At 66.3% G+C, this 25,597-nt stretch carries 25 protein-coding genes; 9 read left to right on the forward strand and 16 right to left on the reverse strand.

Going from position 1 to position 25,597, the window contains the following annotated elements; translation table 11 throughout:
- Positions 1 to 117 precede the first annotated feature (117 nt).
- The 3 genes from AMYHA_RS23575 to AMYHA_RS23585 all read left to right on the forward strand — a co-directional run bounded on the left by AMYHA_RS23575 (position 118) and on the right by AMYHA_RS23585 (position 4,745).
- Positions 118 to 1,899, forward strand: coding sequence for an AMP-dependent synthetase/ligase (locus tag AMYHA_RS23575; RefSeq protein ID WP_034274662.1), 1,782 nt, complete (start codon positions 118 to 120; stop codon positions 1,897 to 1,899).
- A 24-nt stretch (positions 1,900 to 1,923) separates the two neighbouring features.
- The gene (locus AMYHA_RS23580) at positions 1,924 to 3,066 is read left to right on the forward strand and encodes an acyl-CoA dehydrogenase family protein (protein WP_034274664.1); all 1,143 of its coding nucleotides are present in this window, start codon (positions 1,924 to 1,926) and stop codon (positions 3,064 to 3,066) included.
- A gap of 215 nt (positions 3,067 to 3,281) precedes the next feature.
- Positions 3,282 to 4,745: an alkaline phosphatase PhoX gene (locus AMYHA_RS23585; RefSeq protein WP_034274666.1), complete on the forward strand. Its 1,464-nt coding sequence runs from the start codon at positions 3,282 to 3,284 to the stop codon at positions 4,743 to 4,745.
- Positions 4,746 to 4,795: 50 nt separating this feature from the next.
- Here the strand turns inward: AMYHA_RS23585 and AMYHA_RS23590 are convergent, their stop codons facing one another.
- The 6 genes from AMYHA_RS23590 to AMYHA_RS27265 all read right to left on the reverse strand — a co-directional run bounded on the left by AMYHA_RS23590 (position 4,796) and on the right by AMYHA_RS27265 (position 10,896).
- Entirely contained in the window at positions 4,796 to 5,272 is a 477-nt protein-coding gene (locus AMYHA_RS23590; RefSeq protein ID WP_034274669.1) for a (2Fe-2S)-binding protein, read from the reverse strand.
- A gap of 10 nt (positions 5,273 to 5,282) precedes the next feature.
- Entirely contained in the window at positions 5,283 to 7,640 is a 2,358-nt protein-coding gene (locus AMYHA_RS23595; protein WP_034274672.1) for a molybdopterin cofactor-binding domain-containing protein, read from the reverse strand.
- Positions 7,641 to 8,087: 447 nt separating this feature from the next.
- On the reverse strand, positions 8,088 to 8,339 hold the full coding sequence (locus AMYHA_RS23600; RefSeq protein ID WP_034274674.1) for a hypothetical protein: 252 nt from the start codon (positions 8,337 to 8,339) through the stop codon (positions 8,088 to 8,090).
- 615 nt (positions 8,340 to 8,954) lie between these two features.
- Positions 8,955 to 9,752 (reverse strand): hypothetical protein, encoded by a 798-nt coding sequence (locus AMYHA_RS23605; RefSeq protein WP_157362360.1) that lies wholly within the window; start codon positions 9,750 to 9,752, stop codon positions 8,955 to 8,957.
- Positions 9,753 to 9,799: 47 nt separating this feature from the next.
- On the reverse strand, positions 9,800 to 10,294 hold the full coding sequence (locus tag AMYHA_RS23610; RefSeq protein WP_034274678.1) for an SMI1/KNR4 family protein: 495 nt from the start codon (positions 10,292 to 10,294) through the stop codon (positions 9,800 to 9,802).
- 191 nt (positions 10,295 to 10,485) lie between these two features.
- The gene (locus tag AMYHA_RS27265) at positions 10,486 to 10,896 is read right to left on the reverse strand and encodes a hypothetical protein (RefSeq protein WP_157362363.1); all 411 of its coding nucleotides are present in this window, start codon (positions 10,894 to 10,896) and stop codon (positions 10,486 to 10,488) included.
- Between the two features lie 386 nt (positions 10,897 to 11,282).
- Between AMYHA_RS27265 and AMYHA_RS23615 the strand changes: the two genes are divergently transcribed.
- The 4 genes from AMYHA_RS23615 to AMYHA_RS23635 all read left to right on the forward strand — a co-directional run bounded on the left by AMYHA_RS23615 (position 11,283) and on the right by AMYHA_RS23635 (position 14,437).
- The gene (locus tag AMYHA_RS23615) at positions 11,283 to 11,912 is read left to right on the forward strand and encodes a hypothetical protein (protein ID WP_034274681.1); all 630 of its coding nucleotides are present in this window, start codon (positions 11,283 to 11,285) and stop codon (positions 11,910 to 11,912) included.
- A 213-nt stretch (positions 11,913 to 12,125) separates the two neighbouring features.
- On the forward strand, positions 12,126 to 12,848 hold the full coding sequence (locus tag AMYHA_RS28320; RefSeq protein WP_330760654.1) for a TlpA family protein disulfide reductase: 723 nt from the start codon (positions 12,126 to 12,128) through the stop codon (positions 12,846 to 12,848).
- A gap of 107 nt (positions 12,849 to 12,955) precedes the next feature.
- On the forward strand, positions 12,956 to 13,690 hold the full coding sequence (locus AMYHA_RS23630) for a Crp/Fnr family transcriptional regulator (protein WP_034274687.1): 735 nt from the start codon (positions 12,956 to 12,958) through the stop codon (positions 13,688 to 13,690).
- A gap of 45 nt (positions 13,691 to 13,735) precedes the next feature.
- On the forward strand, positions 13,736 to 14,437 hold the full coding sequence (locus AMYHA_RS23635; RefSeq protein WP_034274689.1) for a Crp/Fnr family transcriptional regulator: 702 nt from the start codon (positions 13,736 to 13,738) through the stop codon (positions 14,435 to 14,437).
- Here AMYHA_RS23635 and AMYHA_RS23640 read toward each other — a convergent pair.
- Both AMYHA_RS23640 and AMYHA_RS23645 read right to left on the reverse strand, forming a co-directional pair.
- Positions 14,404 to 14,886: a hypothetical protein gene (locus AMYHA_RS23640; RefSeq protein ID WP_196776957.1), complete on the reverse strand. Its 483-nt coding sequence runs from the start codon at positions 14,884 to 14,886 to the stop codon at positions 14,404 to 14,406. The two genes, AMYHA_RS23635 and AMYHA_RS23640, sit on opposite strands and share 34 nt — an antisense overlap.
- A 10-nt stretch (positions 14,887 to 14,896) precedes the next feature.
- Entirely contained in the window at positions 14,897 to 15,598 is a 702-nt protein-coding gene (locus AMYHA_RS23645) for a TetR/AcrR family transcriptional regulator (RefSeq protein WP_034278593.1), read from the reverse strand.
- A gap of 105 nt (positions 15,599 to 15,703) precedes the next feature.
- Here AMYHA_RS23645 and AMYHA_RS23650 point away from each other — a divergent pair, with 105 nt between their 5' ends.
- Positions 15,704 to 17,143, forward strand: a complete 1,440-nt coding sequence (locus AMYHA_RS23650; RefSeq protein ID WP_034274691.1) for a carotenoid oxygenase family protein — start codon at positions 15,704 to 15,706, stop codon at positions 17,141 to 17,143.
- A gap of 41 nt (positions 17,144 to 17,184) precedes the next feature.
- Here AMYHA_RS23650 and AMYHA_RS23655 read toward each other — a convergent pair whose 3' ends face one another.
- Together AMYHA_RS23655 and AMYHA_RS23660 are read right to left on the reverse strand one after the other, a co-directional pair.
- A complete protein-coding gene (locus AMYHA_RS23655; protein ID WP_034274693.1) occupies positions 17,185 to 17,595 on the reverse strand; it encodes a TA system VapC family ribonuclease toxin in 411 nt (136 codons plus the stop codon).
- Complete coding sequence (locus AMYHA_RS23660) at positions 17,595 to 17,822, reverse strand: hypothetical protein (RefSeq protein ID WP_034274695.1); 228 nt, start codon at positions 17,820 to 17,822, stop codon at positions 17,595 to 17,597. Before AMYHA_RS23660 ends, AMYHA_RS23655 begins: the two co-directional genes overlap by 1 nt.
- 79 nt (positions 17,823 to 17,901) lie before the next feature.
- Between AMYHA_RS23660 and AMYHA_RS23665 the strand changes: the two genes are divergently transcribed.
- On the forward strand, positions 17,902 to 18,690 hold the full coding sequence (locus AMYHA_RS23665) for a thioesterase family protein (RefSeq protein ID WP_034274697.1): 789 nt from the start codon (positions 17,902 to 17,904) through the stop codon (positions 18,688 to 18,690).
- A 63-nt stretch (positions 18,691 to 18,753) separates the two neighbouring features.
- Here the strand turns inward: AMYHA_RS23665 and AMYHA_RS23670 are convergent, their stop codons facing one another.
- From AMYHA_RS23670 to AMYHA_RS23695, 6 genes are all read right to left on the reverse strand, one after another.
- Positions 18,754 to 19,329, reverse strand: a complete 576-nt coding sequence (locus AMYHA_RS23670) for a hypothetical protein (RefSeq protein WP_034274699.1) — start codon at positions 19,327 to 19,329, stop codon at positions 18,754 to 18,756.
- A 126-nt stretch (positions 19,330 to 19,455) separates the two neighbouring features.
- Positions 19,456 to 20,283, reverse strand: coding sequence for an alpha/beta fold hydrolase (locus AMYHA_RS23675; RefSeq protein WP_034274701.1), 828 nt, complete (start codon positions 20,281 to 20,283; stop codon positions 19,456 to 19,458).
- A 66-nt stretch (positions 20,284 to 20,349) separates the two neighbouring features.
- A complete protein-coding gene (locus AMYHA_RS23680; protein ID WP_157362365.1) occupies positions 20,350 to 21,891 on the reverse strand; it encodes an HD domain-containing phosphohydrolase in 1,542 nt (513 codons plus the stop codon).
- A 162-nt stretch (positions 21,892 to 22,053) separates the two neighbouring features.
- A complete protein-coding gene (locus AMYHA_RS23685) occupies positions 22,054 to 23,184 on the reverse strand; it encodes an acyl-CoA dehydrogenase family protein (protein ID WP_051400242.1) in 1,131 nt (376 codons plus the stop codon).
- Positions 23,181 to 24,371, reverse strand: coding sequence for an acyl-CoA dehydrogenase family protein (locus tag AMYHA_RS23690; RefSeq protein ID WP_034274703.1), 1,191 nt, complete (start codon positions 24,369 to 24,371; stop codon positions 23,181 to 23,183). The genes AMYHA_RS23685 and AMYHA_RS23690 overlap by 4 nt, the downstream gene beginning before the upstream one ends.
- On the reverse strand, positions 24,371 to 25,597 hold the full coding sequence (locus AMYHA_RS23695; RefSeq protein ID WP_034274705.1) for an acyl-CoA dehydrogenase family protein: 1,227 nt from the start codon (positions 25,595 to 25,597) through the stop codon (positions 24,371 to 24,373). The genes AMYHA_RS23690 and AMYHA_RS23695 overlap by 1 nt, the downstream gene beginning before the upstream one ends.

A 25,597-nucleotide genomic window follows, 5' to 3' on the forward strand; every position in this document is an offset into this window, starting at 1 on the left:
ACACGCGGGCCACTCGCCCCCTATTGACAGAGTGACAACAAGCGCCAATGATGGGTCCACGACCGGTGACACGCGGTGCCCCTCGCGGTCGCCACAGCCAATCCGGCAGGAGCATCTATGGCGAATACGGAACACACGCTGCCCGGCACGCTGGTTGAGGCCTTCCAGCGCACAGCGCGCCACGACCCCGATGCCATCGCCGTGCGCACTCCAGGCGATGGTGTGGCGATTACCTGGCGGGAGTATGCCGCCCAGGTGCGACACATCGCCGCTGGACTGTCCGGGCTCGGCGTCAACAAGGGCGACACCGTCGCGATCATGCTGACCAACCGCCCGGAGTTCCATCTGGTCGACACCGGCGCACTCCACGCGGGCGCGACGCCCTTCTCGATCTACAACACGCTCGCACCGGAGCAGATCAACTACGTGCTGACCGACGCCGGTAGCCGCGTCGTGGTGTGCGAGCAGCAGTTCGTCGAGAAGCTCCGTACAGCGGTACGGGGTACCGCGGTCGAGTACATCGTCTGTGTCGATGACACACCGGAAGGCACCATCGGGCTCGACGAGTTGCCAGCGGACACGACGTTCGACTTCTCCGCCACCTGGCGTTCGGTTCGCCCGGACGACGTGCTCACCATCATCTACACCTCGGGAACGACCGGCTCGCCGAAGGGTGTCGAACTGACCCACGCCAACATGATCGCGTCGGTGGACGCGACCCTCGACACATTGCCGATCAACGCGAACGACCGAGTGGTGTCCTACCTGCCGGACGCACATGTGGCCAACCGCTGGGGCGCGCACTACACGAGCATGGTCACCGGCATGCAGATCACCACGGTCGCTGACCCCAAGCAGATGCTCGGCGCACTGACCGACGTCCGGCCGACGTTCTTCGGGGCAGTGCCGCAGATCTGGTACAAGCTCAAAGCCGCGATCGAAGCGAATCTCGCCGCCGAGGAGAACGACACCAAACGGAAGCTGGCGAACTGGGCCTTGCGCGCCGCGCAACGGCAAGCCCGGTTGTCCGCCACGGGCAGGCCGGTCCCGTTGGCCACGAAGCTGCGGGCACAGCTGGCGGACCGGCTCGTGCTGTCCCGTGTGCGCACGGCACTTGGGCTCGACAAGATTCGCATCGCCGCGTCCGGTGCGGCACCGATCGCGCCAGAGGCCTTGGAGTTCGTGCTCGCCCTCGGTATCCCCGTCTGCGAGCTCTGGGGCATGTCGGAGACGTCCGGTGCGGCGACCATGAACCCAACCGACGGGATCCGGATCGGAACCGTCGGCCCACCGGTCAAGCACATGGACGTGAAGCTGGCCGACGACGGCGAACTACTCGTGCGCGGGCCTCTGGTGATGAAGGGCTACCGCAACAACCCGGAGAAAACAGCCGAAACCATCGACTCCGATGGCTGGCTGCACACCGGTGACATCGCGACGATCGACAACGACGGCTACGTGTCGATTGTGGATCGCAAGAAGGAACTGATCATCAACGCGTCTGGCAAGAACATGTCTCCCGCCAATATCGAAAACGCCGTGAAGGTGGCGAATCCGCTGATCGGCTCGGTCGCCGCGATCGGCGACAACCGGCCGTACGTGGTCGCGCTGGTCACCCTCGATCCGGACGCGGCCGCCGCATATGCCGACGCGCACAGCGTGCCGGACACCACGCCGGCGGCGCTGGCAGCCGATCCGGGCATCAACGCCGCCGTAGCGGCCGCGGTCGAGACCGCCAACAGCACGCTGGCCAGGGTTGAGCAGATCAAGAAGTTCACCGTTCTGCCCGCGATCTGGGAACCGGGCAGCGAGGAACTCACCCCGACGATGAAGCTCAAGCGCAAGCCGATCGAGCAGAAGTACGCGAGCGAGATCGACGCCCTCTACGCCACACGCTGACGCCAATACTCCAGGGAGGCACCCATGCCCGCCGTGTTCACCGACGAGCAGCGCGCGTTCGCCGCTGCCATCGACGAGCTGTGCCAGCGCGAGTGCGGCACGCGCGAGCAACGTGATGCGTTGACCGCCAACGGGAAGGAGGCACACAACGCCGAGTTCTACGCCACGCTCGCCGAACTGGGCTGGCTCGGCGTCGGGCTGCCGGAGGAGGACGGTGGCTCCGGCGGCGGAATCACGGAGCAATGCCTCTTCCTCGAGCGGATGGGCTACGGGCTCGCCCCGATGGGCGGGTGGGTCACTACCGTCGTGGTCGCTGGCCCCTACCTCAAGTTCGGTACGGACGACCAGCGCAAGCGAGCGGTCACGTCGATATCCTCCGGTGGCGTGCACGCGATCTCGATGTCCGAGCCGGAAGCGGGGTCGGATGTCGGCGCGCTGAGCTGCCGCGCCGAACCCGTCGAGGGCGGGTTTCTCGTCAATGGCCAGAAGACGTGGTGCTCCAACGCCCATATCGCCGACAACATCCTGCTGGTCGCGCGCACCGACACCACAGGTGCGAAGCACGAGGGCCTGACCATGTTCGAGGTGCCTGCCGATGCCGACGGACTGACCATTCGGCAGATCGACACGATGGGCAGCAACGAGGTCAACGACCTGTACTTCACCGATTGCTTCGTCCCCGCTGACGCCGTGATCGGCCGGGTGAACCAGGCGTGGCCGCAGCTGATGACCGGCCTCAACGGCGAACGGCTCTATCTGGCCTCCGCGATGCTTGGCAGGGCCAAGCGGGCGTTCGACGACACCGTCGCCTACGTCAAGGAACGGACCCAGTTCGGCAAGCCGGTCGGCACCTTCCAGGCGCTGTCCCAGCGCATCGCCGACCTGGCTACCGAACTCGAGTGCGCCGAGCTGCTGGTGTACTCGGTCGCGGCGGCGGTGGACGCCAAGCCGGAGAAGCTCCTGCCCCGCGAGGCGTCGATGGCCAAGCTGAAGGCGACCGAGACCGCCAAGAAGGTCGCGCTCGAAGGCATGCAGATGATGGGCGGCTACGGCTACGCGACCGAGTACGACATGGAAGCGCACCTGCGAGCGACGGTGGTGTCGACCGTCTACGGCGGCACCAGCGAGATCCAACGAGACATCATCGCCACGACGTTCGGGCTGTGACGATCGCTCGCTACGACGTCCCGCAGCGAGTGGATCTTGAGGCGTTGTGGTGATACGTGTCGCCACAACGCCTCAAGATCCACGCACGCCAGCGCGCGAGCCGCCCGCACCACGTGCCATGCACCGAACCCGTAGGAATCTCGCTCTATCGGGCGTACTCTCTGTCGCGCCACACAATGGCGTTGGCGGATGGAGAGGTGATCAGCATGGCTTCAATGGATCGACGTTCGGTGCTGCGCGGGGCAGCCGTCGCCGCTGGCGGGGCGGTATTGGGTGGCCCGTTCGCCGGGTTCCTCGCGCGCGAAGCGGCAGCGGGCCAGCCACCACATCGGGACCTCCGGCCGGTGCCGGACCTGCGTGACGGGACAGTCCGGTTGTGGCTGCCGGAGGGCTTCCAGTACCGCTCGTTCCACGACAAGGACGGCCCGGTCATCACCCTGGACGACGGCACGACACTGCCCGGCCGCCACGACGGTATGGCCGCGTTCCCAGGACCGGACGGGAATGTCTGGCTGGTCCGTAACCACGAGGTCAATGGGAACAGCCCCGGTGGCGCGTTCGGCCCAGGTGATCCCTACGACGGCGCCGCACTCGGCGGCACGACGACAGTGCTGGTCACGCCGTTCGGCGAGGTGGTCGAGTCGTTCACCAGCATCAACGGCACGATGATGAACTGCTCCGGCGGGCCGATGCCGTGGGGCAGCTGGGTCACCTGCGAGGAGACCATCAACGGCCCCGACGTGGGCCCCGACTTCACCGGAACGCCCAACGTGGACCTCGAGCAGCCGCATGGGTTCATCTTCGACGTGCCAGCGGGCGGGCAATCCGACCGGAAGCCGATCCGCAAGGCTGGCCGGTTCGCGCACGAGGCCGTCGCGTTCGACCCGCACGAAGGCATCCTTTATCTCACCGAGGACAACTTCGCCTTCGCGTCCGGGTTCTACCGCTACATCCCGCCGGAACACCCGATGGACGCGGGCAGGCTGCTCGACGGTGGCAGGCTGCAGATGCTGGCGGTGGCTGGCACCCCGAACGCGGATCTGGCGAAGTCCCAGCGGAAACACGCGACCTTCGACGTCACCTGGGTGGACATCGACGATCCCGACCCCGACTTCCCGTACACGCCCGGCGAACCAGCCCCCACCAGCAACGACGAGGCCATCACCTACGTCGGCGAGCAGGGCAGGGCGCGGGGCGCGGCGTGGTTCTCCCGGCTGGAAGGCTGCGTCTACGACCACGGAATGATCTATTTCTGCTCCACCCAAGGCGGCGGCGAGTCCGAGGGTGGCACTGGACCAACCGGCGGTTACGGCAACGGCCACGGCCAGATCTGGGCGTACAACACCCACGCGGGAACGCTGAAGATGCTCTACGAGTCGCCTGGTGAGGAGAAGCTCGACTTCCCGGACAACGTGACGACGTCCGCGCGCGGCACGCTCGTGCTCTGCGAGGACGGCCCCGGCGACAACTACCTGCGCGGGCTGAACCGGGGAGGGCAGATCTTCGACATCGCGCTCAACCGGTTGCGCAGGAACGACCCGCCACACGAACCCCGTTTCGACGAGGAGTTCGCGGGCACCACGTTCAGCCAGGACGGGCACACGCTCTACGTCAACATCCAGTCCTCCGACGGCGTCACGTTCGCCATCTGGGGACCGTGGCAGAAGATCAGGGTGTAGCCAGAGCGGACCGGGCGCTCAACGCAGAGCGCCCGGTCTCACCTCAGCGTTCACATCTTCTCGGCGCCGTCCTTGATCGCCTCGCGGATACGGGCGTAGGTACCGCAGCGGCAGATGTTGCGGATCTCGTCGATGTCCGCGTCGCTGATCTCGTGGCCCTCGTCGCGGGCCTGCCGCACCTTGGCGACGGCGGCCATGATCTGCCCCGGCTGGCAGTAGCCGCACTGGGCGACGTCGCGCTCCAGCCAGGCTTTCTGCATCGGGTGCAGATCCTCGCCGACGGTGTCCGGCAGCCCCTCGATCGTGGTGATCTCGTCGCCGCCCTTGATGTCGCCGACCCGCACCGAGCACGGGTTGAACGCCTTGCCGTTGATGTGGCTGGTGCACGCCTTGCAGACGTTGATGCCGCAGCCGTACTTCGGCCCGTTGATGCCGAGGACGTCGCGCAGCACCCAGAGCAGCCGCACGTCGGCCTCGATCTTCACGTGGACGCGCTCGCCGTTGACGATGAAAGTGTGTGTACGCACGAATGCTCCTTTAGTACGCGAACTTGAGGCCGTTGGTCGGTGACGGCGGAAGCGGCGGCACGGTCGGCTTGGGCGTGAAGCTGAGCGTGTCGTGGTTGATCGGGAAGCTGGTCGGGACCGTCCCGGTCGCGCGGGCATAGGCGCAGGCGACGGCGGCCATCGCCGACGGGACACCGAGCTCGCCAGCACCGCCCGGCTCCCCCGTGGTCGGCGGCATCACGATGACCCTGGTCTCGAACGGCGCGTTCCAGTGCCGGGTGTAGAAGTAGTCGTCCCAGCTGCCCTCGAGCAGCACGCCGTCGCGCAGGTGCAGGCTGGACGTCAGCGCCTGCGCGATGCCGTCCATGATGCCGCCCTGCATCTGGGCTTGCAGTCCACGCGGGTTGATCGCCAGCCCCGCGTCGACCGCCATGACGACCTTGGTCACGCGCGGACCCGTGACAGCGTTGCGGACATCCCGATTGACCGTCTCATCGCGACAGTCGATTTCGACCAGACACGCTGTAGCGCCCTTGTACTCCTTGTGGACGGTGATCGCCTGCGCCGTTCCCGGCGCCATGTCGCGGCCCCACTCGCCTTCCTGCGCGGCCTTGTCGAGTACCGCACGGACCCGGTCGTCGTCGACGAACTCGCGCCGGAACTCGTACGGGTCCTTGCCCATCTTGTCGGCGATCTGGTCGACAATCAGCTCCTGCGCGGTGCGGACGTCGGGGTTGACCAGGTTGCGCACGCTGCCGGTCGGGAACGTGTCGTAGGTGTAGATCTCCTCGAGGCCATGCGACACCGAGCCGAAGTGGTACGGCACGTTGACCGTCGCGTTGAACACCGGCTTCGCATAGCCTTCCTCGTTGGCCATGCCCATCGACGGCACCGTGCCGACCTTCGCGCTGATGATCTCGCCGAAGCCTTGGGTGTAGTCGGTGGCGACGCTGGTGTGCAACTGCTCGAAGGTGAGCACGTTGCCGCCGGAGACGCTGGCGCGCACGCGCGAGGTGCACATCGGGTGCATCCGGCCCTGACGACACTCGTCGGTGCGGTGCCACATCAGCTTCACCGGCTGGCCCATCTTTCGCGACGCCTCGGTCGCTTCGAGGACGACGTCGTTGAACATGCGGCGACCGAACGCGCCACCGGCCTGCTCGACATGCACGGTCACCGCGTCCAGCGGCAGCCCCAGCTGCTCGGCGACCTGCTCCTGACACAGGATTGGCGCCTGCAACGGCGCCCAGATCTCGGCACGATCGGCACGGACGTCGGTGACAGCCGTGTTGGGTTCCAGCGCGGCGTTGTTGCGGAAGTGGAAGACGAAGTCGCCCTCGACGACCTCGCCGGTGTGAAGCAGGCTGAAGTCCGCCTCGGCCTCCCGCAGCGTGGCGAGCACCGTGTCATCGGACTCGCTGTCGACCGTGCCGGGGTTCCAGGTGACATCGAGCGCGTTGACGGCATCGATGCACTGACCGAACGTCTTCGCGCGCACGGCGATGCCGGTGGCGATCTGGACGACGTGGGTGACGCCGGGCATCTGCCGCACCTGGTCGGCGTTCGCCACCGACCGCGGCGTGCCCTTGATCGTCGGCGGGCGGCAGATCATCGTCGGCAACGCATCGGGGACGGCGCGATCCATGGCGAAGGTCTTGCGCCCGGTGATGGCGGCCAGCGCGTCGATCCGGTTGCGCGGCGTGCCGATGACGGTGAACTCGGACGGGTCCTTGAGCGTCGCCTCGACTTCCGTTGTCCGCTGGCTCGCGGCACGCGCGGTCAGTTCGCCATAGGCGACGGCACGGCCGTCAGGTGCGTACACGACACCGGCGCGCACGGTCAGCCGATCGACGGTGACACCGAGCTGGACCGCGGCGGCGCCCAGCAATCGCTCGCGCGCGATCGCGGCAGCCGTCCGAATCGGCTCGTACATGGAGATGGCGGTGTTGGACGCCGCGGTGAACTGATTGAACAGCAGCTCGGGGCGCGCGTCGGCGAGTGTCACGTTGATCTTGTCGAGGGGTAGTTCCAGTTCCTCGGCGATCAGCATGGCCGCCATCGTGGTGATGCCCTGGCCGCTTTCGGCGCGCGGCATGTCGAACGACGCCGTGCCGTCGGAGTTGATCACGACCGCGATCAGGTTGGACGTCGGTCGCGCCGCCAGCGTCAGCAGGTCGTTGAGATCGTAGATCTCCGATTGTTCCGGCGGTGACGGGATCACGGCATCGGCCGCGCGGGGAGCGGTGGTGGACTGACCAAGATGTGCCGCTACCGCCAAGGTCGGTGCGGCGACCAGATACCCGAGGAACCGGCGGCGGCCGACGTTCCTGGCAGGTTCTTGGGGCGCGTTCTCCGAGCTTGGTTCCTCAGACGAACCACGGTGTTCCATCAAGCTGTCCTCTCGAACGACCCAGGCGGACTCACCCGGGCATGGTGATCGACTTCCGCGATCGGGGGTGCGATGCGATAACGACTCACGTTGGGGCGTGATGACGATCTTGATCTAGATGGCGGCCCATCATGCCGTCGTGAGTTCTATTCGCATCCCCCATTCGGATGAGGATTGATCGAGACAGACCATCAGCGGCGCGGTCGGCGGCCGGATGCGGTCAACGACGCCTTCGCTGCGCTGGGCACCGACACGCCAGCGACCACATTGCAGTCTGGCTCGCCTACCAGCCGGAAACGGCGCTCCCAGGCTCCCCACGCCCAGCGAGGTGTGGCTGCGACTGCTGGAGGCCGACCGCGGCCTCGGATAGCGGCGGAACGCTCGTTGCCTGTTCCACGCTGAAGCTTCACCAAAGCTCATCTGACGGCGCTTCGAATTTGCAGTTGCTTACTTTGCTTCGACTAACTCTCGGGCGAATCCGATGAGATCCGCCATGAGCGCAGCGGAGACATCGCCGGACTGCGGATCGACGCTGAGCAACGCTGAGGACCAGTCACCACCGTCCGGCACAACGATAGCGGCGAATGACGATGACGTCGGATCATTGCGGTAGCGGAACTCGATCACTCGTTCCGCAGCTACAACGTCGTCAAAGTCCACTACGTCGATCTCGACGTCGCCGAACGTTACCGCCTCCACTCCAGACCTACCTCACATCGACGAAACCGCCTGCGACAACTCTTGGTGCAAGTAGTCGAGGAATCCCGACAATCCGTCTGGTATTTTCTGCACTCCAGAATCCTCAACGTCATACGTGGAACCGATAAGCGACCCACCGCTGAGCGATAAACCGTATCACCGACGCGGTTCAGCGCAAATAGTCCACCGCCCCCGTCTGACCCGAAAATCGTAATGCAGTCTTCGACGGCTCCGACGACTGCTGTCGGCTGACCACCCTTCGCTCCGTCAACGACAGCCTGCGCCGAATGGATGAACATTCCATTCCCCGCGTCAGGCAACGTGACCTCGTCAACTCGCGAGTAGAAGCCGATAAGGTCGCGATGGACACTGACAATAGAGAGAGCCTGAACTACCTCATCTCCGCGTTCAGGGGTCGCCTTCGATACGGCGTTCTCTCCAGGCGGGCAGCCGGAACTCGCCTCGAAGTCATTCATCAGAATCGAGGCAAGGTCCGACACTTCATCGATCCAACTATCTAGGCTCTCTCCAGAAGTAGGCACCGCATCCCCTATGATTCGCTTCAACTTGTGTCATCACGGTCACGAGCCCACTCTGGGATCGAACTGCTCAGCTCTACCCAGCATTCCCAGAGACCCAGTCGACCAGTTTCTCGAACTCTGCCACCAGGCGGTCGGCATGCACGTCAGGCAAATATTTCTCACGTGGAGAAGGGTCGACATCAAAGTCAATAGCCGACACCTGAACCTCACCTGAATCCCAGACCGTCAGAAAGAACCCTCTTTCCTCCCTCGCTACATAGACCCCGAATGAGTTCTTTTCCTCTCGCTCCGGAGAGTCGAATATCTCAAGCGTGTATCCTGCTCCTTCGAGGTTAGGTCGCGCCTCGTCGACTCGCGCCTTGAGCGCGCCAAGCAGGGGTCTCCCCTCAGAGGGAACGTGGGCGACAGTCACTACACCGGAGAAAGAACTCTCCACTACAACTCGATCACTAGGAGAGTAGATCCAGAACTCTGGAAATATTTCCATAATCCCCGGCAGGTGAGAAACGGAAAATTCGATCCCCATCGCCACACTTGGAACCGTCAAACTACCCCAAAGGAAAACAAGACTCCTAACACTCGGCATGAACTGCTGAATTATGACGCTCAGCTGGAAGGAGTCCGAATCCATCGAGCCGAGCACAAGCCCATCGGGCACCGCACTCCACTGGATCGTGCCGTCCGAGTTGCGCGGGTAACAGTTAAGACTTTCGCTCTCGTAGTGAAGATGCTGATCCACGTTTAGCAACTCCACCTCCGGCTTCCCAACCCAGATCAGCCGTCGATCACCCTGGTTATCTGCACGAGCGACTCGGACCATGGATCGCGGCAGGAGGTCCGGCCTGGTTCCGTATACACCTTCAAGCGTCACGAACTACCACCGAGAATTCTTGCAACATAGCCTCCTAGAATGCAGATTCAGTCAGATTCCCGCCAGCGCGTTATGGCACGCTGACACAGGGACAATGCGAAGGATCCGAAGTCGTCACCGAGCTTTTCCATGCTCTCGCGGTCCACAACTCCGGGATGCCAAACCACGACCGGATACTCACCTTCTTGATCTACTTGGGAAGAAGCTAGGACAACAAGGCCGTCCATTCCATCGAACATCACAACGATCAAATCGGACGGCATTCGGTACTGACTGCGAGCATCCAACGTTTCCGTTACAGAGCCCAGCAGCTTCTGCCCCATCGCGGTCGTCTGGTACAAGCCGAGAAATTCTTCACCAGCGATATCCCAGGTCCCGATCTCCTCAATCATGCGACGGTACGAGGGAGGAATCCCGACACCCAGATCACGCTCGGCAGCCGCTATTTTCCCTGCGTCACAACCCTCAGCGTGGTTCGCGATGTCATCGTTCCCGCGAACCAGTTCAATCAGTCGCTCGCTCGCCTCGACAGCGTTCATCATCCACCAAATCCTGCCGTTCGATCCTTCCAGTACTGGACCTTCCAGGCATCGAAGGAATCTCGATCACTTCCACTGGGGGCTTCGTGCCCGCCTTCCAGTGCAACTGATGTTTTCCAAAGTGTATCGGGTGCCACCTCAGCAATATCTACAGACCTGAAACTGAGAATCTGCAAGAACGACGCCAGCGCGACCTATCCCCACGAAGACGTGCTACTCGCCGGAATCTTATAAGAAAGCGCCAAAGACTTATCAAAGAACACTACAAGAGAATCTGGTGAGTACGTGAATCCAGACCCCTCAGCCTCAGCCTCCCCTAAAGCAACTACCACTCTTGACTCATTGGAGAATTCAAAGCGATACGACCAAGGCATTTCTGGGCACCCCTCATTAGGCACATGCCAGACTGGAGTGATGTTTTCGATTGATTCCCCGGAAAATACTCTCCAATCGACGTGATCGCTCACGTCGATGGCATCTCCCGGCAAGTCGACATCCAGTTCTTCGGGGGGCCTCAATTCGATCGCCAGTCCTTCATTGACACCATCCATAACCCAAGACAGAACCAACGCGGCGCCGCTTGACATGACCAGCACTACCGCCATGTCGACTTCGTGGACGCGATCTTCCCTGTGACCTTCAGGCCACATATCACCTTGCGGTACCACATAGTGGACCGCCCTCACAGCGTCCCTCACGACAGTGTCCCGCATGGCGGCAAGGTCACCGCCCTCATGGTGCCCGCGCGGCCCATGGCTGAACTAACAACATCCCTAATACCGCCCGAAGTACTGAAACACGTCGTCAGCGTCGAATGTCGCTCCAATTCCACCCGGACCAGCAGGATCCGACATGATGTACCGTGTCACGCTGGAAAGTTCCCATATGTTACCGAAGTCGCAACTGTATCCGCCGGAATGAACCTCCGGCCACTGGGGCGAGGGTTCCGCGCTTCACTGGGGTCTTAGCTGATGATCCCTAGCCTCGGCAGATGACCTCAGACAACAAGACCGACACCACGTCGGCCGCCGCCGATGCCGACACTGAGCAGGCAGCCGCAGCGGTAACCGAGGACGACGCCCAGCACTCCGACGCTCCCGACACCGACATCGCACACGACGACGCCTCGGGGACGAGCGAAGCCGAGGGTGACAGCACCCCGGCTGGTGCGAACGCGACGGGTACCAGCGAGGCGAAAACCGCGGACTTCAGCAGCGTTGGAACGGGAGCGATCGCCGTCGTCAGTGCCGGGCTGGGGCTGGCGTCGATCACCGGCACCTCGCTCGGCGACATGCTGCGCTTCCGCAAGGAGATCATCGGCCAGATCGACCTCCGCTCCAGTGGGGGCGGAGACCAGGTTGAGGTCGCATACGGCGCGCCGTGGGACACGCTCTCGCTGGTCAACGGCGTCTTCGCGCTCCTCGCCGTCATCCTCGGCGGTGCGCTTGTCGCCATCTACGCGGGACGGTCGGACGCTCGGCAGTGGGTGAAGGCCGTCGCACTCGGCGGTGCGCTGCTCGGCGTCATCGGTCTCGGGATCGCGGGCGGCATGTATCTCGACCTGTTCGGTTCGCAGCCCGTACTGCCGCAGGCACCGTCCGTTCCAGGCGCTGGCGGCTGACACCGCGTCACGCGGCCTTGGCAACCTGCCGTCGAGGCCGCGTGACCACGCTGACTAGCGCCGGACGGCGTCCGGCATGCGCCACCACTCGACGCGATGGACGTCGAGTGCCTCGTACCGCCGGTGCTCGAGAGGTTGCGCCCGCAGCGCGTCCCGACTCATGCTGAACATCGAGTCGATCAACGGAGGGACGCGGTGGACGCGGACGGCGCGATAACCCCGGAACGCTACAACTACCCCCATTTCGACGACTACATCGCGGCAGGCGGCGAACTGGCCGACGAGGCCAGGTTCCGCGAGTCCTTCCGCATCGGCGAGCGAGCACCCGACTTCACGCTGCACCGGCTCAACACCGGCGAGCAGATCAGCCTCTCGGCGCTATGGACGTCGAAACCACTGGTGATGGAGTTCGGTTCGTTCACTTGACCGTACTGCTCAGCGGAGGGTCCTCTGCTTGACGACGCGGCCGATCGGCATCCCGAGGCCGAGTGGGTGTTCCTCTACACCAACGAAGCGCATCCCGGTGAGCACGTACCGCATCACGACACGTGGGAGCGCAAACTCGCCAATGCGCGCCTGCTGCGCGACGAGGTCGGCATCGGCCGCCCGATCCTGGTCGACGACCTGACCGGCACGGTGCACAGGGCGTTCGGCGGGATGCCGAACATGACCTGGGTGGTCGACAGGGGCGGGCTCGTCGTCTACAAAGCGAACTGGACCAGCGCCGCCAACATCGAGGGCTTCCTCGAGCGTTACCGGACGGGCCGCAAGTCCGGCTCGGCGCGGGTCGCGATGTCCAGGTACGAGACCGAGCAGATCGAGTTCCGGCGCAGCGACCCCGTCCAGTTCCAGCGGGCGTTGGAGCGCAACGGGCCCAGCGCCGTGACCGAGTTCGACAACGCCCACGCGATCTGGGCTCGACGCGACGAGAGCTGAGCCGGTCACGCTTGCGCGGGCCAGCCGAGCCACGGCCGGCACAACCGCGATCGACACTCGGACGCCATTCTCAGCGGTTTCTTGTCTCCCGCTGGCAGGATGGCGGTATGAAACTGCCCAAGGCCGCGAGCGCGATGAACCGGTCGATGAAGCTGCTCGGCGCCGGTTCCGTCGAGGACCTGGCGATCCGCCAGGCGGCCTGGGTCGCGCGCTGCGTCGGCCGTGGGCACGCGGCGCCGTTGACGCAACAGGATCTCACCGCGCTCGCGGCCGGTTTGCACACCGAGACGTTCGAGCCGGGGGCGGTGATCTTCCAGGCGGGCAGCGCGCCACCAGGGGTATGGATCGTGCGCAACGGCAGGGTGGAACTCTCCGTCGGCTCCGGCCGCAAACGCTCGGTGGTGCAACTACTCGGCCCCGGCGACGTCGACGGCGACATCCAGCATCTGCTTGACATGCCACTCCCCTACACCGCACGGGCGGTCGATGAGGCCACGGTGCTGTTCCTCAGCGCCCAGGACTTCGAGGGGCTGCTCGCGTCCCGGCTGACGATCGCGCGGCGCTGGTTGTCCAGCGTCGCCGAGCGATTGGCGGCAAGCCACGAGCGCATCATCGGCATGCTTGGCCGTTCGCTGACCGCGCAGGTCGCGCAGTTGCTACTGGAGGAGTCCGTGCACGGCTCGATCCCGTTGCCGCAGCGCACCCTGGCCGCCATGCTCGGCGTAGCGCGGCCGTCGCTGAACAAGATCCTCAAGGACTTCGAACGGCGCGGCCTCATCCAGTTGCACTACGGCGGCATCGACGTCACCGATGAAGCGGGCATTCGGACACTGGCCGAGTAGATCACGTTGGACACCGTCACGGAATTGGCACAAGATACCTAATTGATGTCTCATGAAGAATTGGCCGATGACGAGCATTACTGCATCTCGGAAGTGGATCTTTTCCGGGACCTTTCTCGCCGCGAAATCGCCGCCATCGGTGCTCGCGCGCCATTGCGCTCCGTCTCATCGGGGCAGGTGATCTACAACCCGGGGCAGCCGGTGACGGTTCTGTTCATCGTCAAACGCGGCAGGGTGCGGTTGTATCGGACGACGTCCGATGGCCGCAGCGTCACCAACGCGATTCTGGAACCAGGCGCGGTGTTCGGTGAAATGGAACCGCTCGGCCTGCGCATGCGCACCAACTGGGCCGACGCGCTCGAGGCGACCGAGCTGTGCTTGATGAGCCGCAACGACGTCAAGGACCTGCTGTTCACCGACCCACGTATCGCGCAGCGGATCGCGGAATCGCTGTCGGCCCGCATCGACGAGCTTGAGCGACGATTGACCGACCTGACCTGCAAGACGCTCGGCGAGCGGCTGTCAGGCACGTTGTGCTCGCTGGCGAGCAAACGTCCTGCCGAGCCGATCCGGTTGACACATCAGCAGCTCGCCGCGCTGGTGGGCGCGAGCAGGGAGCGCACCACGACGGCGCTGAGCGAACTGGTTCGACACGAGCTGATCGTGGTACGGCGCGGCAAGATCACCATCAAAGACCTGGACGGCCTGCGCCGCTACGCCGACGGCGTCCGCTCCGCGCTCTCGTAGCTGGCATCGGACTCTGCGACCGCGCAGGACACGCCGTCGCAGCGCTGCCGCCACCGCACCACGACGGCGGCGACGAGCGCGAGCACGGACACTACCGCGAGCACCGGCTGCACCGGCGCCCAAATACTGAGCGCACCGGACGCACCGAGCAGCGCGAGGATGATCTTGTTGCAGACCGGGCAGGCCACGGCGAACAGCGCGCCGGTGAGCGAGCCGAGCACGCCCGCGTTCGCCCGCGTCCGCACCGCCCGGCGCGGGATAGCGGCCCATACCCCGGCGAGCACGGCGACCACCGGCAACGCGACGTACTCCCACGACCGCACCGGAACCATCCTGCTGAACAGACCGGTGTCGATGACGTCGGACGGAATGCCGATCGCCAGAGCGGTGAGCACGGCGACGCCGAGGCCCTTTGCCCAGTTCCGGGCGTGATGACCGTGCGGCTGCATGCCTCGCACCCTACCGACGTTCCGGCGACCGGCGGCGCGCCGCTCCACCCGCGTCGAACACCGTGGCGAGCGACGCTTCGATGCCCTCACGCGTATCGCCGAGCCCGACAAGCAGGTTGATAATCAGCGGTTGCAGGGTGCGCACCAGGCCGTGTCCCTCGTGGCCGAACACACCCGTGATCTCCAGCAGCACGTAGCCGTGAGCTGCGCTCCAGATCTGCCCCGCGACGGCGACCGGGTCCTCGGCCTGGATGCGGCCGGACTCCGCCGCCCGTGTCACCGCGTCGACGAGGTGGTTGAACGCGCTGATGCCCTCGCTCACCGACGTTGGGCTGCCCTCGGTGGTGAGGTCGCGTTCCTTGGCACGCCGCGTGCCCGGGGTCGTCAGCCCGAACATCAACCGGTAGAGCTGCGGGTTGTCCAGCGCGAACTGGCGATACGCGATGCCGAGCGCGAGCAGGTCGGCGATGGTGTCGTCGCTGCGCGGCACCCGCGCCAGCTCGGCGTCGAACCGCGCGAAGCCCTCGCGGGTGACCTCGTCGAGCAGCTGCGGCATGCCGCCGAAGTGGGTGTACACGGCCATGGTGGACGCGCCGATGTCAGCGGCGAGCGGGCGTGCCTGCAACGCCTCCGGCCCGCTGGCCTCGAGCTTCTCGACGGCCGCCGCGAGCAGGCGGTCCCGCACGGTGCTCTGCCGCGTTGTCTCACTCACGACGCCCATCGTGCCATAACGGAGTTATCAGTCCTCGCGCCGCGCTATTGACCACTACCCATAACCCTGTTATACCTGTGAATAACAACGTTATGGGAGGACGTCATGGCCAACCCTTACCTCGAAGGCAACTTCGCCCCGATCAGCACCGAACACACCGCGACCGACCTGCCGGTGACCGGCACCATTCCGGAGCATCTCGACGGCAGGTACCTGCGCAACGGGCCGAACCCGATCGGCGAGATCGACCCGCGCACCTACAACTGGTTCCTCGGCGACGGCATGGTGCACGGCATCCGCATCCGCGACGGCAAGGCGGAGTGGTACCGCAACCGATGGGTCCGCAACGGCCCCGTCGCGGACGCCCTCGGCGAACCGCGCCATGGCAGGACATCCACCGGCATGGACCTGGCGACCAACACCAGCGTCATCGGCCACGCGGGACGGACGTTCGCGCTGGTCGAGGGTGGCGGGCCGGTGTTCGAACTGGCCGACGAGCTGGACAGCGTCGGCCCGTGCGACTTCGACGGCACGCTGCCCGGCGCCTACACCGCGCACCCGCAGCGCGATCCGGTCACCGGTGAACTGCACGCGGTGTCGTACTACTTCGGCTGGGGCAACCGGGTGCAGTACACCGTGCTCGACCGCGACGCACGGGTGCGGCGCGCGGTCGACATCGAGGTCAACGGCAGCCCGATGATGCACAACTTCTCGCTGACCGAGAACCACGTGCTGATCTACGACCTGCCGGTCACGTTCGACACCGGCATCGCAGCGGCCGCGTCGGTGCCCCGGTTCCTGCGCGGTGCGGCGCGGCTGACGATGTCCGCGCTCATCGGCAACGTCCGCATCCCCGACCCGATGGCGGCGAAGGCGTCCCAGCGGTTCAAGCCGAACGCTCCACTGCCGTACAGCTGGAACCCGCGCTACCCCGCGCGCATTGGCGTACTTCCCCGCGACGGCCAGTCCCGCGACGTCCGGTGGTTCGACATCGATCCGTGCTACGTCTTCCACCCGGTCAACGCCTACGACGATGGCGACACCATCGTCGTCGAGGTACCGCGCTACGACCGCGTCTTCGACCGCGACCTGCGGGGACCGGGCGACGCGCCGCCGCTGCTTGAGCGGTGGGAGATCGACCTGACGGCTGGCAAAGTGCGCACCGAGCGCATCGACGACGTCATGCAGGAGTTTCCGCGCATCGACGAACGACTGCTCGGCCGCAAACACCGCTACGCCTACACCACCGCGGCGCGGGAGGAGAGCTGGTTCGACAGCGTGGTCAAGCACGACGTCGAGCGTGCGGCGTCCACACTGCACACCTTCGGGGAAGGCACCGAGGTCGGCGAGTTCGTGTTCGTCCCATCCAGTGAGGACGCCACCGAGGACGAGGGCGTGCTGATGGGATTCGTGTATGACAAGGCGTCCGACCACAGCGACCTCACGATGCTCGACGCGGCGACACTGGAGACCGTGGCGAGCATCCACCTGCCGACGCGAGTGCCAGCCGGGTTCCACGGCAACTGGGTTCCCGCGGCCGGATAGGCGGTGCCGCGACCCGCGGTGCTTGGCTACCCTGCTGCTCGCTACGACCGTTGCGCGGGCACCGTGGGGATCAGTTCAACAACATCACTGTGGAGATGCGCCATGCCCTGATCGAACGTTGCTAGACGACCACCCTGCTCACGCGCCAACTGCGCCAGATAGGCGTCAGTCACCTGTCGGTGCCCGATCACGCCCTTCATGTCCACCCTGCGGCAACTAATCTGATCGCACCAGAACTCGTGGCGCTCATCCGCTGAGATCTCCGCGATCAGCGCCTGTGCTGTCTCCGCCGTCTGCCCCTCCCGAATCAGCAGCCGGACAAGACTCCCTTCGGTGATCGGGCACGTCGCGAACCGAGACGTGCCCGCAAGCCATTCCTCGGCGGAATCGTGATGGACGTGATCAGCGACCACCAGCGCGATCAGTACATTCGCGTCCAGCAAGGTCGTCACTACTCATCGTCCTCAAGGGAACGCACGTCCTCGGTCGTGATCACTTTGCCGAGGCGAACTACCGGCAGCCCGGTCTTCGCGCTATGCGACGTCTCAACGGGTAGCCCCTGACCAAGCCCACGCCGCATAAGCTCAGCAACGATGTCGCTGAGCGTCCGAGATGTGTCACGCGCGAGTGACTGTGCCTGCCGATGCAGGTCGTCAGGCAGGTCAATGGTCGTCCGCATGGCCTCATCATAGCATCAGTGCATCATGATGCAGTAGCGTTCGCGATGCGAACCATGTCCCGACGAAAGCGAGCACACCGTGTCAGACCAGGACGCCGAGGCCTTCTACGTCCCGCGCGGCGAGGACGTGTTCCTGTCCACCCGGCACACCGCGGGACCGTGGACGACGGACGCACAGCACCTCGGCCCGCCGTCGGCGTTGCTGGTGCGAGCGCTGGAACAGGTCGCCACCGACCGTGAGATGCAGCTCGCCAGGGTGACCATCGAGATCCTCGGGCCGGTGCCGATCGACGAGCTGACCGTGCGAGCACAGTTGGTCCGGCCGGGCCGCTCGGTGGAACTGCTGAACGCCGAGATGTCCGCCAACGGCAGGGTCGTCGCATCGGCGTCCGGCTGGCGCATCGCGAAGGCGGACTCAACGCCGGTCGAGGCTGGCCAGGCTGATCCGCTGCCGACATGGGACGGCATCGAGCCGATGGGCAGGCCGGACGGCTGGTGCCCCGGCTATATCGACGCGATGGAATGGCGCCCGCTGCACGGCGGCCTGCACGTGCCTGGACCGTCGACCGCGTGGGTGCGGCAGCGCATCCCGCTGGTCGCCGGTGAGAAGCCGACCGGAATGCAGCGCCTTTTCACCGTCGCTGACTCCGGCAACGGGTTGTCGAACCGGCTCAACCCGTCGCAGTGGTGGTTCATCAACACCGACCTGACCGTGCACATCCAGCGCGAGCCGGTCGGCGAGTGGATCGGGCTGGACGCGAACACGGTCATCGGCCCGTCCGGCATCGGCACCGCGTCGAGCGTGTTGCATGACGCCGAAGGCCAGGTCGCCGTCGGCGCGCAGGCGCTGATGGTGCGCCCGCGCTGAGAAGGGTCGCGGGCTCGGGCCGACTGCCGCGGGGCGCAGACCGGTCACCGTCATCGGAGAACCTCAGCAGCTGTCCACCTCACGGAGCAGGGCGATGCGCTCGAACGGGATCGTCACCGGACCGTCGGCCGTGTCCAGCCGGACCGTACCGGTGGGTGCGTCACCGAGCTGGCCGCACCATGCCTGACCGGTGGCGTCACGCACCTCGATCGCACCGCCACCGGAGGAATCTGGCCACCACCCGGTCAGGGTGGCGGCGACGACCAGCATCAGCGCAAGAAGGCTGAGGGCGATGCCGCCGCGAAGCTGCCCCGATTTCCGTGACCGCGCGTTGTCACCGGGCGCGGCCGCCAATGCGGTGCCCCGCACCGGATACGCCACCCGTGCCACCAGGAAAATGGCCGCGCTGCCGAGTACGAACGCCAGCGCGGCCAATGCCGCGGCCAGCCACCGCAGCCATGCCGGCCCATCAAGCTCTCCGTTGGCCCACAGGGCACCACAGAGCCCGATGAACCCAACCACCGCGAGCTGCACGCGCAACCAGCCATGAGCCGAATCCGCGAGCTCGCCGCGGGCACGCTCGTCCGCACCGGATGCGGCCGAGCCCCGTGCGGAATCGGCATCGTCGTGCGGCGACATGCTCCTGTCGTACCCCACCGCGGGTTCTCACGCCAGGCGTACCGATTAGCGAGGGCCGGCACGCCACCCAACTGGCGCACACCGAGCGGTGGCGCTCGCGGCACGCGCCTGTGCCACCTCGCGACGTCAGGCTCTGCCAAGGAACGCCAGCACCGTCGCGGCGAACTCCTCCGGTATCAGATCGATCGCGATGTGCTGCTGGCCTTCCAACACGACGACGCGCGCGTCGGGTAGCGCGTCGGCGACATCCTGGTAGCCCGACCGCATTTCCGGCGGGCTCGCGCCGCCAACCAGCATGAGCACGGGCATCGTCACGCGCGCCGCCGCCTCGACGTCCAGCATGTTCCCCCGACAGGCGCGCGTCTCGCGCAATACCGTGTGCACCGCCGCGATCCGCGCCTGCCACGACGGCAACGCCCGGTACCGTGCGAAGTCGTCCTCCCGGATGCCGACGACCTCGCGGAAGAACACTTCCAGCATCGCCTCGGGCTGACCATCGGCGAGGAGGGCGTCCATACGCGCCCAGGTCTCCTGCGCGATACCCGAGCCGCGCGGGTGCGGCGACGGCCAACCCTCGTACAGCACGAGCTTGCGGATGTTCGGCGTCAGTGTGGCCGCGCCGAAGGCGACGTCACCGCCGTAGGAGTGGCCGAGCACGTCGACAGCGGATCCGCTCGCCTCGGCGATCGCGTCGACGACCGCCGCGACGTCCTCGAACTCCCGCGCGAGGTCGTAGTCGGACGCGTCGCCGCTCGCGCCGCGTCCTCTGCGGTCCATCGCGTGGACGGTCGCGTGCGGCTCGAGGTACGGCAGGATGGTGTGCCACCGCGTGTGGTCGGCGGTGGTGCCGTGCACCAGCAGCAGTGGCGGGCCGTCGCTGGATGTGGTGTAGGCGATCTCGGTGCCGTCAGCCGAGGTCACCGTGGTTGTCGTGGTTTCGTCGGTGTGGGTCATCGTGGGCCTCCTTGTCATCGGACGAACCCAGCGTCGCCCGCGACAGCCCCACCGGCATCGGTAGCGCTACCTATTCGCCGGCCGCAGCAACCCTCGCTCCATCGCGAACAGCGCAGCGGCGGCCCGGCTCGACACGCCGATCTTGGTGTAGATGTGCTGCACGTGGTGCTCCGCCGTGCGCCGCGAGATCACTAGATGCTCAGCGATCCGCGCGTTACTGTGGCCGCGGGCGAGCAGGTCGAGGACCTCGACTTCGCGGTCGCTCAGCCCAGCCGGTCGCTCCGGTTTCGTGGCGGCGCACGGTTGTCCCGCCGCGGCGAGGACGGCGCGCACCGCGTCGGAGTCGAGCGCGCCGTTGCTGGCCTCGGCGGTGAGTTCGGTGGCGGCGCGATCCGGGGCGAGCGCATCGCGGTGCGGGCGCGGTTCGGTCATCGCGTGGTAGGCGTCCGCGGCGGCGAGCACTCGAGCGGGTATGCCCAGTTCCGTTCGTGCGCACCCGCGGTGGTAGCCGGAGCCGTCGAGACGTTCGTGGTGCATCCCGGCCAGCCGGGCGAGCGCGGACAGCCGCTCCGAACCGGCCAGGATTCGCTCCGAGTGGTAGGCATGCAGCCGGACCTGCTCCCACTCCCCCTCGCTCAACGGCCCTGGCTTCTCCCAGATCGCGTCGGACACGGCCACGCGCCCGACGTCGTGCAGCAGCGCGGCCACCTCCAGATCGTTCAGGACGTCTGCGGGCAACCCCAGCTCAGCACCGGCGGTTCGCGCGAGCGCGGCAACGCCGGACGAGTGGCCGTGGGTGTATGGCGTTTTGAGGTCGGCGAGCCTGCCGAACACGGTCGCGACCTCGCGCAGTCGCCACTCGGGCAGTGTCACCGGGCTCGGTTCGGCGTCGAGAACGATGGCGCGAACGTCACCGCTGTTGATCTCGCTGAGCAGGTCATGCGCCCGCGCCGCGAAGTGCTCGGTGAGTTCGGGGTCCAGCATCCCGCCGCTGCGACGTCGTATCTCGGCAACCGCCAGATCCGCGTCGCCCAGGTCGTCGTACAGCACCGCGAGCGCGGTAAGCCGTGCGATGCGCGCGGCGATCGGGATGTCGTCGTTGGCGATGCCGTCTGGAGCGCCACCGCCCTGCCAGAACTCGTACAGGTGATAGACCGCTCGCTGCACCGCGCCCGGAAGCCCGAGTGCCCGAGCGGTGTCGCGGCCGACCTCGCACGTCGCGGTCGTGTACGCCTGCCCGAACCGCTTGCCGCTCGTGAGTTCCGCGATGACGAGCCGAGCACGGTCCAGCGGTGATCGTCCCCGCAGCAATGTCGGCAGCATCGTCGATATCAGGTCGCGTGGGTCGGCGATGTTGGTCCGGGTGGCCGCTGAATTGAGGACGAACTCATCGCCGTAGCGGTGCGCGGTCTCATGCGCGTATCCGGTGCAGCCGACGTGGTGCAGCAACGCCGTGTACAGCGCGGTCTGAACGTCGTCGTCGGAAAGGTCGAGCGACGCGGCGAACCGGACAGCGAGCGCTGCCGAGCGCACGGACTCGCCCGGTGGGAAGCCGAACCCGAGGTCGGCCAGCCGGGACAGTCCCGCGAGCAGGTCAGCCAGCCGCACCGTTCGAGAGTAGGTCAGCCGCCCCACAGAAGCCACACGAAAACGGCGAATCAGTCAAGTCAACCGCGCGAACCACCAGCGCTGACCCGCATCGGGTGGCGGCACTCGATGATCGTCTCCCCGGTGTGCGCACGGGCGGCGTGCGCACACCGAGGGACGACGTCATGCCTGGAGGTCGACCAGACCCGCCAGGGTCGCCCGGTGCCCCTCCGCGGTACCGAAGGCGAGCTGGTCCGCCTTGGCGCGCTTGAGATAGAGGTGCGCTGGGTGTTCCCAGGTCATACCGATCCCGCCGTGCAGCTGGACGCATTCCTCCGCCGCATGCACCGCGGCACCAGAGCAGTACGCCTGGGCCAGCGACGTGGCCACCCGGCGGTCCGGATCACCGTCTGCCGCCGTCGCGGCCGCGTAGCGTGCGGCGGCACGGGCGGACTCCACCTCGACCCACAGGTCGGCCAGCCGGTGCTTGATCGCCTGGAAACCGCCGACGATCCGGCCGAACTGCCTGCGCTCCTTCAGGTACGCCACGGTCGACTCAAGGCACCACTCGGCGACGCCCACCTGCTCGGATGCCAACAGCGCCGCACCGAGTTCGAGTGCGTCGCGCACCGCCGCCGCGCCGTCGGTGGCGTCGATGAGCACCTCGCACGGCGCGTCCATGAATTCGATGTCGGCAAGCCGCCGGGTCATGTCCAGCGACACCACGGACGTCATCGTGACCTCGGAGACGTCGACCAGATGCACCTCGAACCCTGCCTCGGTGGGTACCGGAACGAACAGGATGTCGGCGTCGTGCGCGCCGGCGACGTTGGCCACGCTGCCACGCAGCACGTCCTCTTCGGTCCGCAACACGTCGGAGCCGAACGTCGCCGCACCGGAGCTGAACGGCACCGCCAGCGCGGCCGTCGCCGTCCCGGCAGCCAGTTTCCGCACCAGCTCGGTTTCCCGCGCCCGCAGCGCGATCGATGTCGCGATGACAGCGCTGGTCAGGAACGGCACCGGGGCGGCGAACCGACCCAGCTCCTCAAGCACGACGGCGGCCTCACGCGCGCTCGCGCCCTGGCCTCCCATGTCCTCGGGTACCAGCAGCCCGGCGAGGCCGAGGTCGGTCGCCAGTGTCGGCCACAGCTCGGCGCCGAGGTCGTGATCGCCGTCGTAGGCGGCGATCACGCGGTCGGCGGGGCAACGGTCCGCCAGCAGCGACCGCACACTGTCCCGCAGCGAGTCCTCGACGTCGGTGTAGAGCAGATTGACATCGGCGCTGGTCTCACGGCTCTGCGTGCTCTGGTTCATCGTGGCAGGTCCTTCCACGGGACGTCCTTGTCGTCACGGTGTTCTGGCGGCAGGCCGAGCACCCGCTCGGCGATGATGTTGCGCAGCACCTCGGACGTGCCACCCTCGATCGAGTTGCCCTTGGCGCGCAGGTAGCGGTATCCGGCGTCGCGACCGGTGAACTCCACGATCTCCGGACGTGTCATGGTCCAGTCCGAGTAGCGCAGTCCCTCCTCGCCGAGCAATTCCAGCTCCAGCCCGGACAGTTCCTGCGAGAGCCGCGCGAACACCAGCTTCATCGCGGAGCCCTCCGGCCCCGGCTCGCCACTGGCCAGCTTCTGCTGCAGCCGCTTACCAGTCAGTCGCGCCACCTCGGCTTCGACCCACAACCGCATCAGCCGGTCGTGTGTCCCCGGCGTGCGCACTTCGGGCCGCTTGCGCCAGGTGTCGGCGACGACGCCGATCATGCCACTCTCCCGTGGAGCGGACCCGCCACCGATCGCGACCCGTTCGTTCATCAGCGTGCCCATGGCGACGCGCCAGCCGTCGCCGACCGCGCCGAGCCGGTTCTCGTCCGGGATGCGCACGTCGGTCAGGAAGACCTCGTTGAACTCCGCCTCGCCGGTGATCTGCCGCAGCGGGCGGACGTCGATGCCGGGGTCGGTCATGTCGCACACGAAATACGTCATACCAGCGTGTTTCGGCTGGTCAGGGTCGCTCCGTGCGACCAGGATCGCCCAGCGCGCCTTATGGGCCACCGACGTCCACACCTTCTGGCCGTTGACGACCCAGGTGTCGCCGTCGCGCACCGCACGCGTTGCCAGTGCCGCGAGGTCCGAACCGGCGCCGGGTTCGGAGAACAACTGACACCAGACTTCCTCGCCGGTCCACAGTGGACGCAGGAAGCGCTTCTTCTGCTCATCGGTGCCGAACGCGAGGATCGTCGGCGCGGCCATGCCGAGACCGATGCCGATCCGGCGCGGCTCGTTGTCTGGCGCATCGGCTTTCTCGAGTTCCGCGTCGACAACGGACTGCATGGCGCGCGGCAGCCCCAGACCGCCGAGCCCTTCCGGGTAGTGCACCCACGCCAGCCCGGCATCGAACCGTGCGCGCAGAAACTCCAGCCGGTCCGTGGTGGCCGGATCGTGCGCGGCAAGCAGGTCGGCGACCCGTCGCCGCAGGTCGTCGGCGACCTCGTCGTCACTCATCAGTGCGTTCCCCTTCCTTGCTGGCGCTTCAGCTCGGCTTTGGCCAGCGCGTTCTTGTGCACTTCGTCGGGTCCGTCAGCGAAGCGCAGCGTGCGAATGCCCGCGAACAGCCCGGCGAGCGGGAAGTCCTGGCTCAGCCCGCCAGCGCCGTGAACCTGGATCGCCTTGTCCAGAATCCACTCCACCGTCTGCGGGGTGGCGATCTTGATCGCCTGGATTTCAGTGTGTGCGCCCTTGTTGCCGACCGTGTCCATCAGCCACGCGGTCTTGAGCACCAGCAGCCGCAGCTGTTCCACCCGTACCCGTGCTTCGGCGATCCAGTCGCGGACGACGCCCTGGTCAGCGATCGGCTTGCCGAACGCGACCCGCTCGGCGGCGCGGTCGCACATCAACTCGATCGCGCGTTCGGCCACCCCGATGGATCGCATGCAGTGGTGGATCCTGCCAGGACCGAGCCGCGCCTGGGCGATGGCGAATCCGTCGCCCTCGCCGCCGATCAGGTTCTCGGCGGGCACCCGGACGTCGGTGAAGGTCATCTCGGCGTGGCCGCCATGGTCGGCGTCGTCGTAGCCGAACACGGTCATGCCGCGTTTGATCTCGACGCCGGGAGTGTCGCGCGGCACCAGGATCATCGACTGCTGCCGGTGCCGGTCGGCGGCCGGGTCGGTCTTGCCCATCACGATGAAGATCGCCGCGTCCGGGTTCATCGCCCCGGTGATCCACCATTTCCGTCCATTGAGGACGTAGTGGTCGCCGTCCTGTTCGATGCGGGTGCCGATGTTGGTGGCGTCCGACGATGCGACGTCCGGCTCTGTCATCGCGAACGACGACCGGATCTCGCCACCCAGCAACGGCTCCAGCCACTCCTTGCGCTGCTTCTCGGTGCCGAACATCGACAGCACTTCCATGTTGCCGGTGTCCGGCGCCGAGCAGTTCAGCGCGGGCGGCGCGAGCCTGCTGCGACCGGTGATCTCGGCGAGCGGTGCGTACTGCAGGTTGGTGAGCCCGCCACCCTCATCCCCCGGCAGGAAGAGGTTCCATAGCCCCTGCTCACGGGCCTGTTCCCGCAATTCATGCAGCGCTGGCACCCGCGACCAGGCCCAGCGGTCGTCGGCGGCTTCCAGTTGCTCGGAGAACACCGGCTCGGCCGGGTACACCTTCTCGTGCAGGAAGGTCAGCAGCCGCTCCCGCAGCTCTTCGGTGGTGGCGTCTAGCGCGAAGTCCAT

This window comes from Haloechinothrix halophila YIM 93223 (genome assembly GCF_000504245.1).
GTDB classification, from domain to species: domain Bacteria; phylum Actinomycetota; class Actinomycetes; order Mycobacteriales; family Pseudonocardiaceae; genus Haloechinothrix_A; species Haloechinothrix_A halophila.

Bases quoted from the DNA above. Each gene is read 5' to 3' on its own strand.
- AMYHA_RS23575 (WP_034274662.1), top strand. From the start codon at position 118: ATGGCGAATACGGAACACACGCTGCCCGGCACGCTGGTTGAGGCCTTC.
- AMYHA_RS23580 (WP_034274664.1), top strand. From the start codon at position 1,924: ATGCCCGCCGTGTTCACCGACGAGCAGCGCGCGTTCGCCGCTGCCATC.
- AMYHA_RS23585 (WP_034274666.1), top strand. From the start codon at position 3,282: ATGGATCGACGTTCGGTGCTGCGCGGGGCAGCCGTCGCCGCTGGCGGG.
- AMYHA_RS23595 (WP_034274672.1), bottom strand. From the start codon at position 7,640: ATGGAACACCGTGGTTCGTCTGAGGAACCAAGCTCGGAGAACGCGCCC.
- AMYHA_RS23610 (WP_034274678.1), bottom strand. From the start codon at position 10,294: ATGATGAACGCTGTCGAGGCGAGCGAGCGACTGATTGAACTGGTTCGC.
- AMYHA_RS27265 (WP_157362363.1), bottom strand. From the start codon at position 10,896: ATGGCGGTAGTGCTGGTCATGTCAAGCGGCGCCGCGTTGGTTCTGTCT.
- AMYHA_RS23615 (WP_034274681.1), top strand. From the start codon at position 11,283: ATGACCTCAGACAACAAGACCGACACCACGTCGGCCGCCGCCGATGCC.
- AMYHA_RS23630 (WP_034274687.1), top strand. From the start codon at position 12,956: ATGAAACTGCCCAAGGCCGCGAGCGCGATGAACCGGTCGATGAAGCTG.
- AMYHA_RS23635 (WP_034274689.1), top strand. From the start codon at position 13,736: ATGTCTCATGAAGAATTGGCCGATGACGAGCATTACTGCATCTCGGAA.
- AMYHA_RS23640 (WP_196776957.1), bottom strand. From the start codon at position 14,886: ATGCAGCCGCACGGTCATCACGCCCGGAACTGGGCAAAGGGCCTCGGC.
- AMYHA_RS23650 (WP_034274691.1), top strand. From the start codon at position 15,704: ATGGCCAACCCTTACCTCGAAGGCAACTTCGCCCCGATCAGCACCGAA.
- AMYHA_RS23660 (WP_034274695.1), bottom strand. From the start codon at position 17,822: ATGCGGACGACCATTGACCTGCCTGACGACCTGCATCGGCAGGCACAG.
- AMYHA_RS23670 (WP_034274699.1), bottom strand. From the start codon at position 19,329: ATGTCGCCGCACGACGATGCCGATTCCGCACGGGGCTCGGCCGCATCC.
- AMYHA_RS23675 (WP_034274701.1), bottom strand. From the start codon at position 20,283: ATGACCCACACCGACGAAACCACGACAACCACGGTGACCTCGGCTGAC.
- AMYHA_RS23685 (WP_051400242.1), bottom strand. From the start codon at position 23,184: ATGAACCAGAGCACGCAGAGCCGTGAGACCAGCGCCGATGTCAATCTG.
- AMYHA_RS23690 (WP_034274703.1), bottom strand. From the start codon at position 24,371: ATGAGTGACGACGAGGTCGCCGACGACCTGCGGCGACGGGTCGCCGAC.
- AMYHA_RS23695 (WP_034274705.1), bottom strand. From the start codon at position 25,597: ATGGACTTCGCGCTAGACGCCACCACCGAAGAGCTGCGGGAGCGGCTG.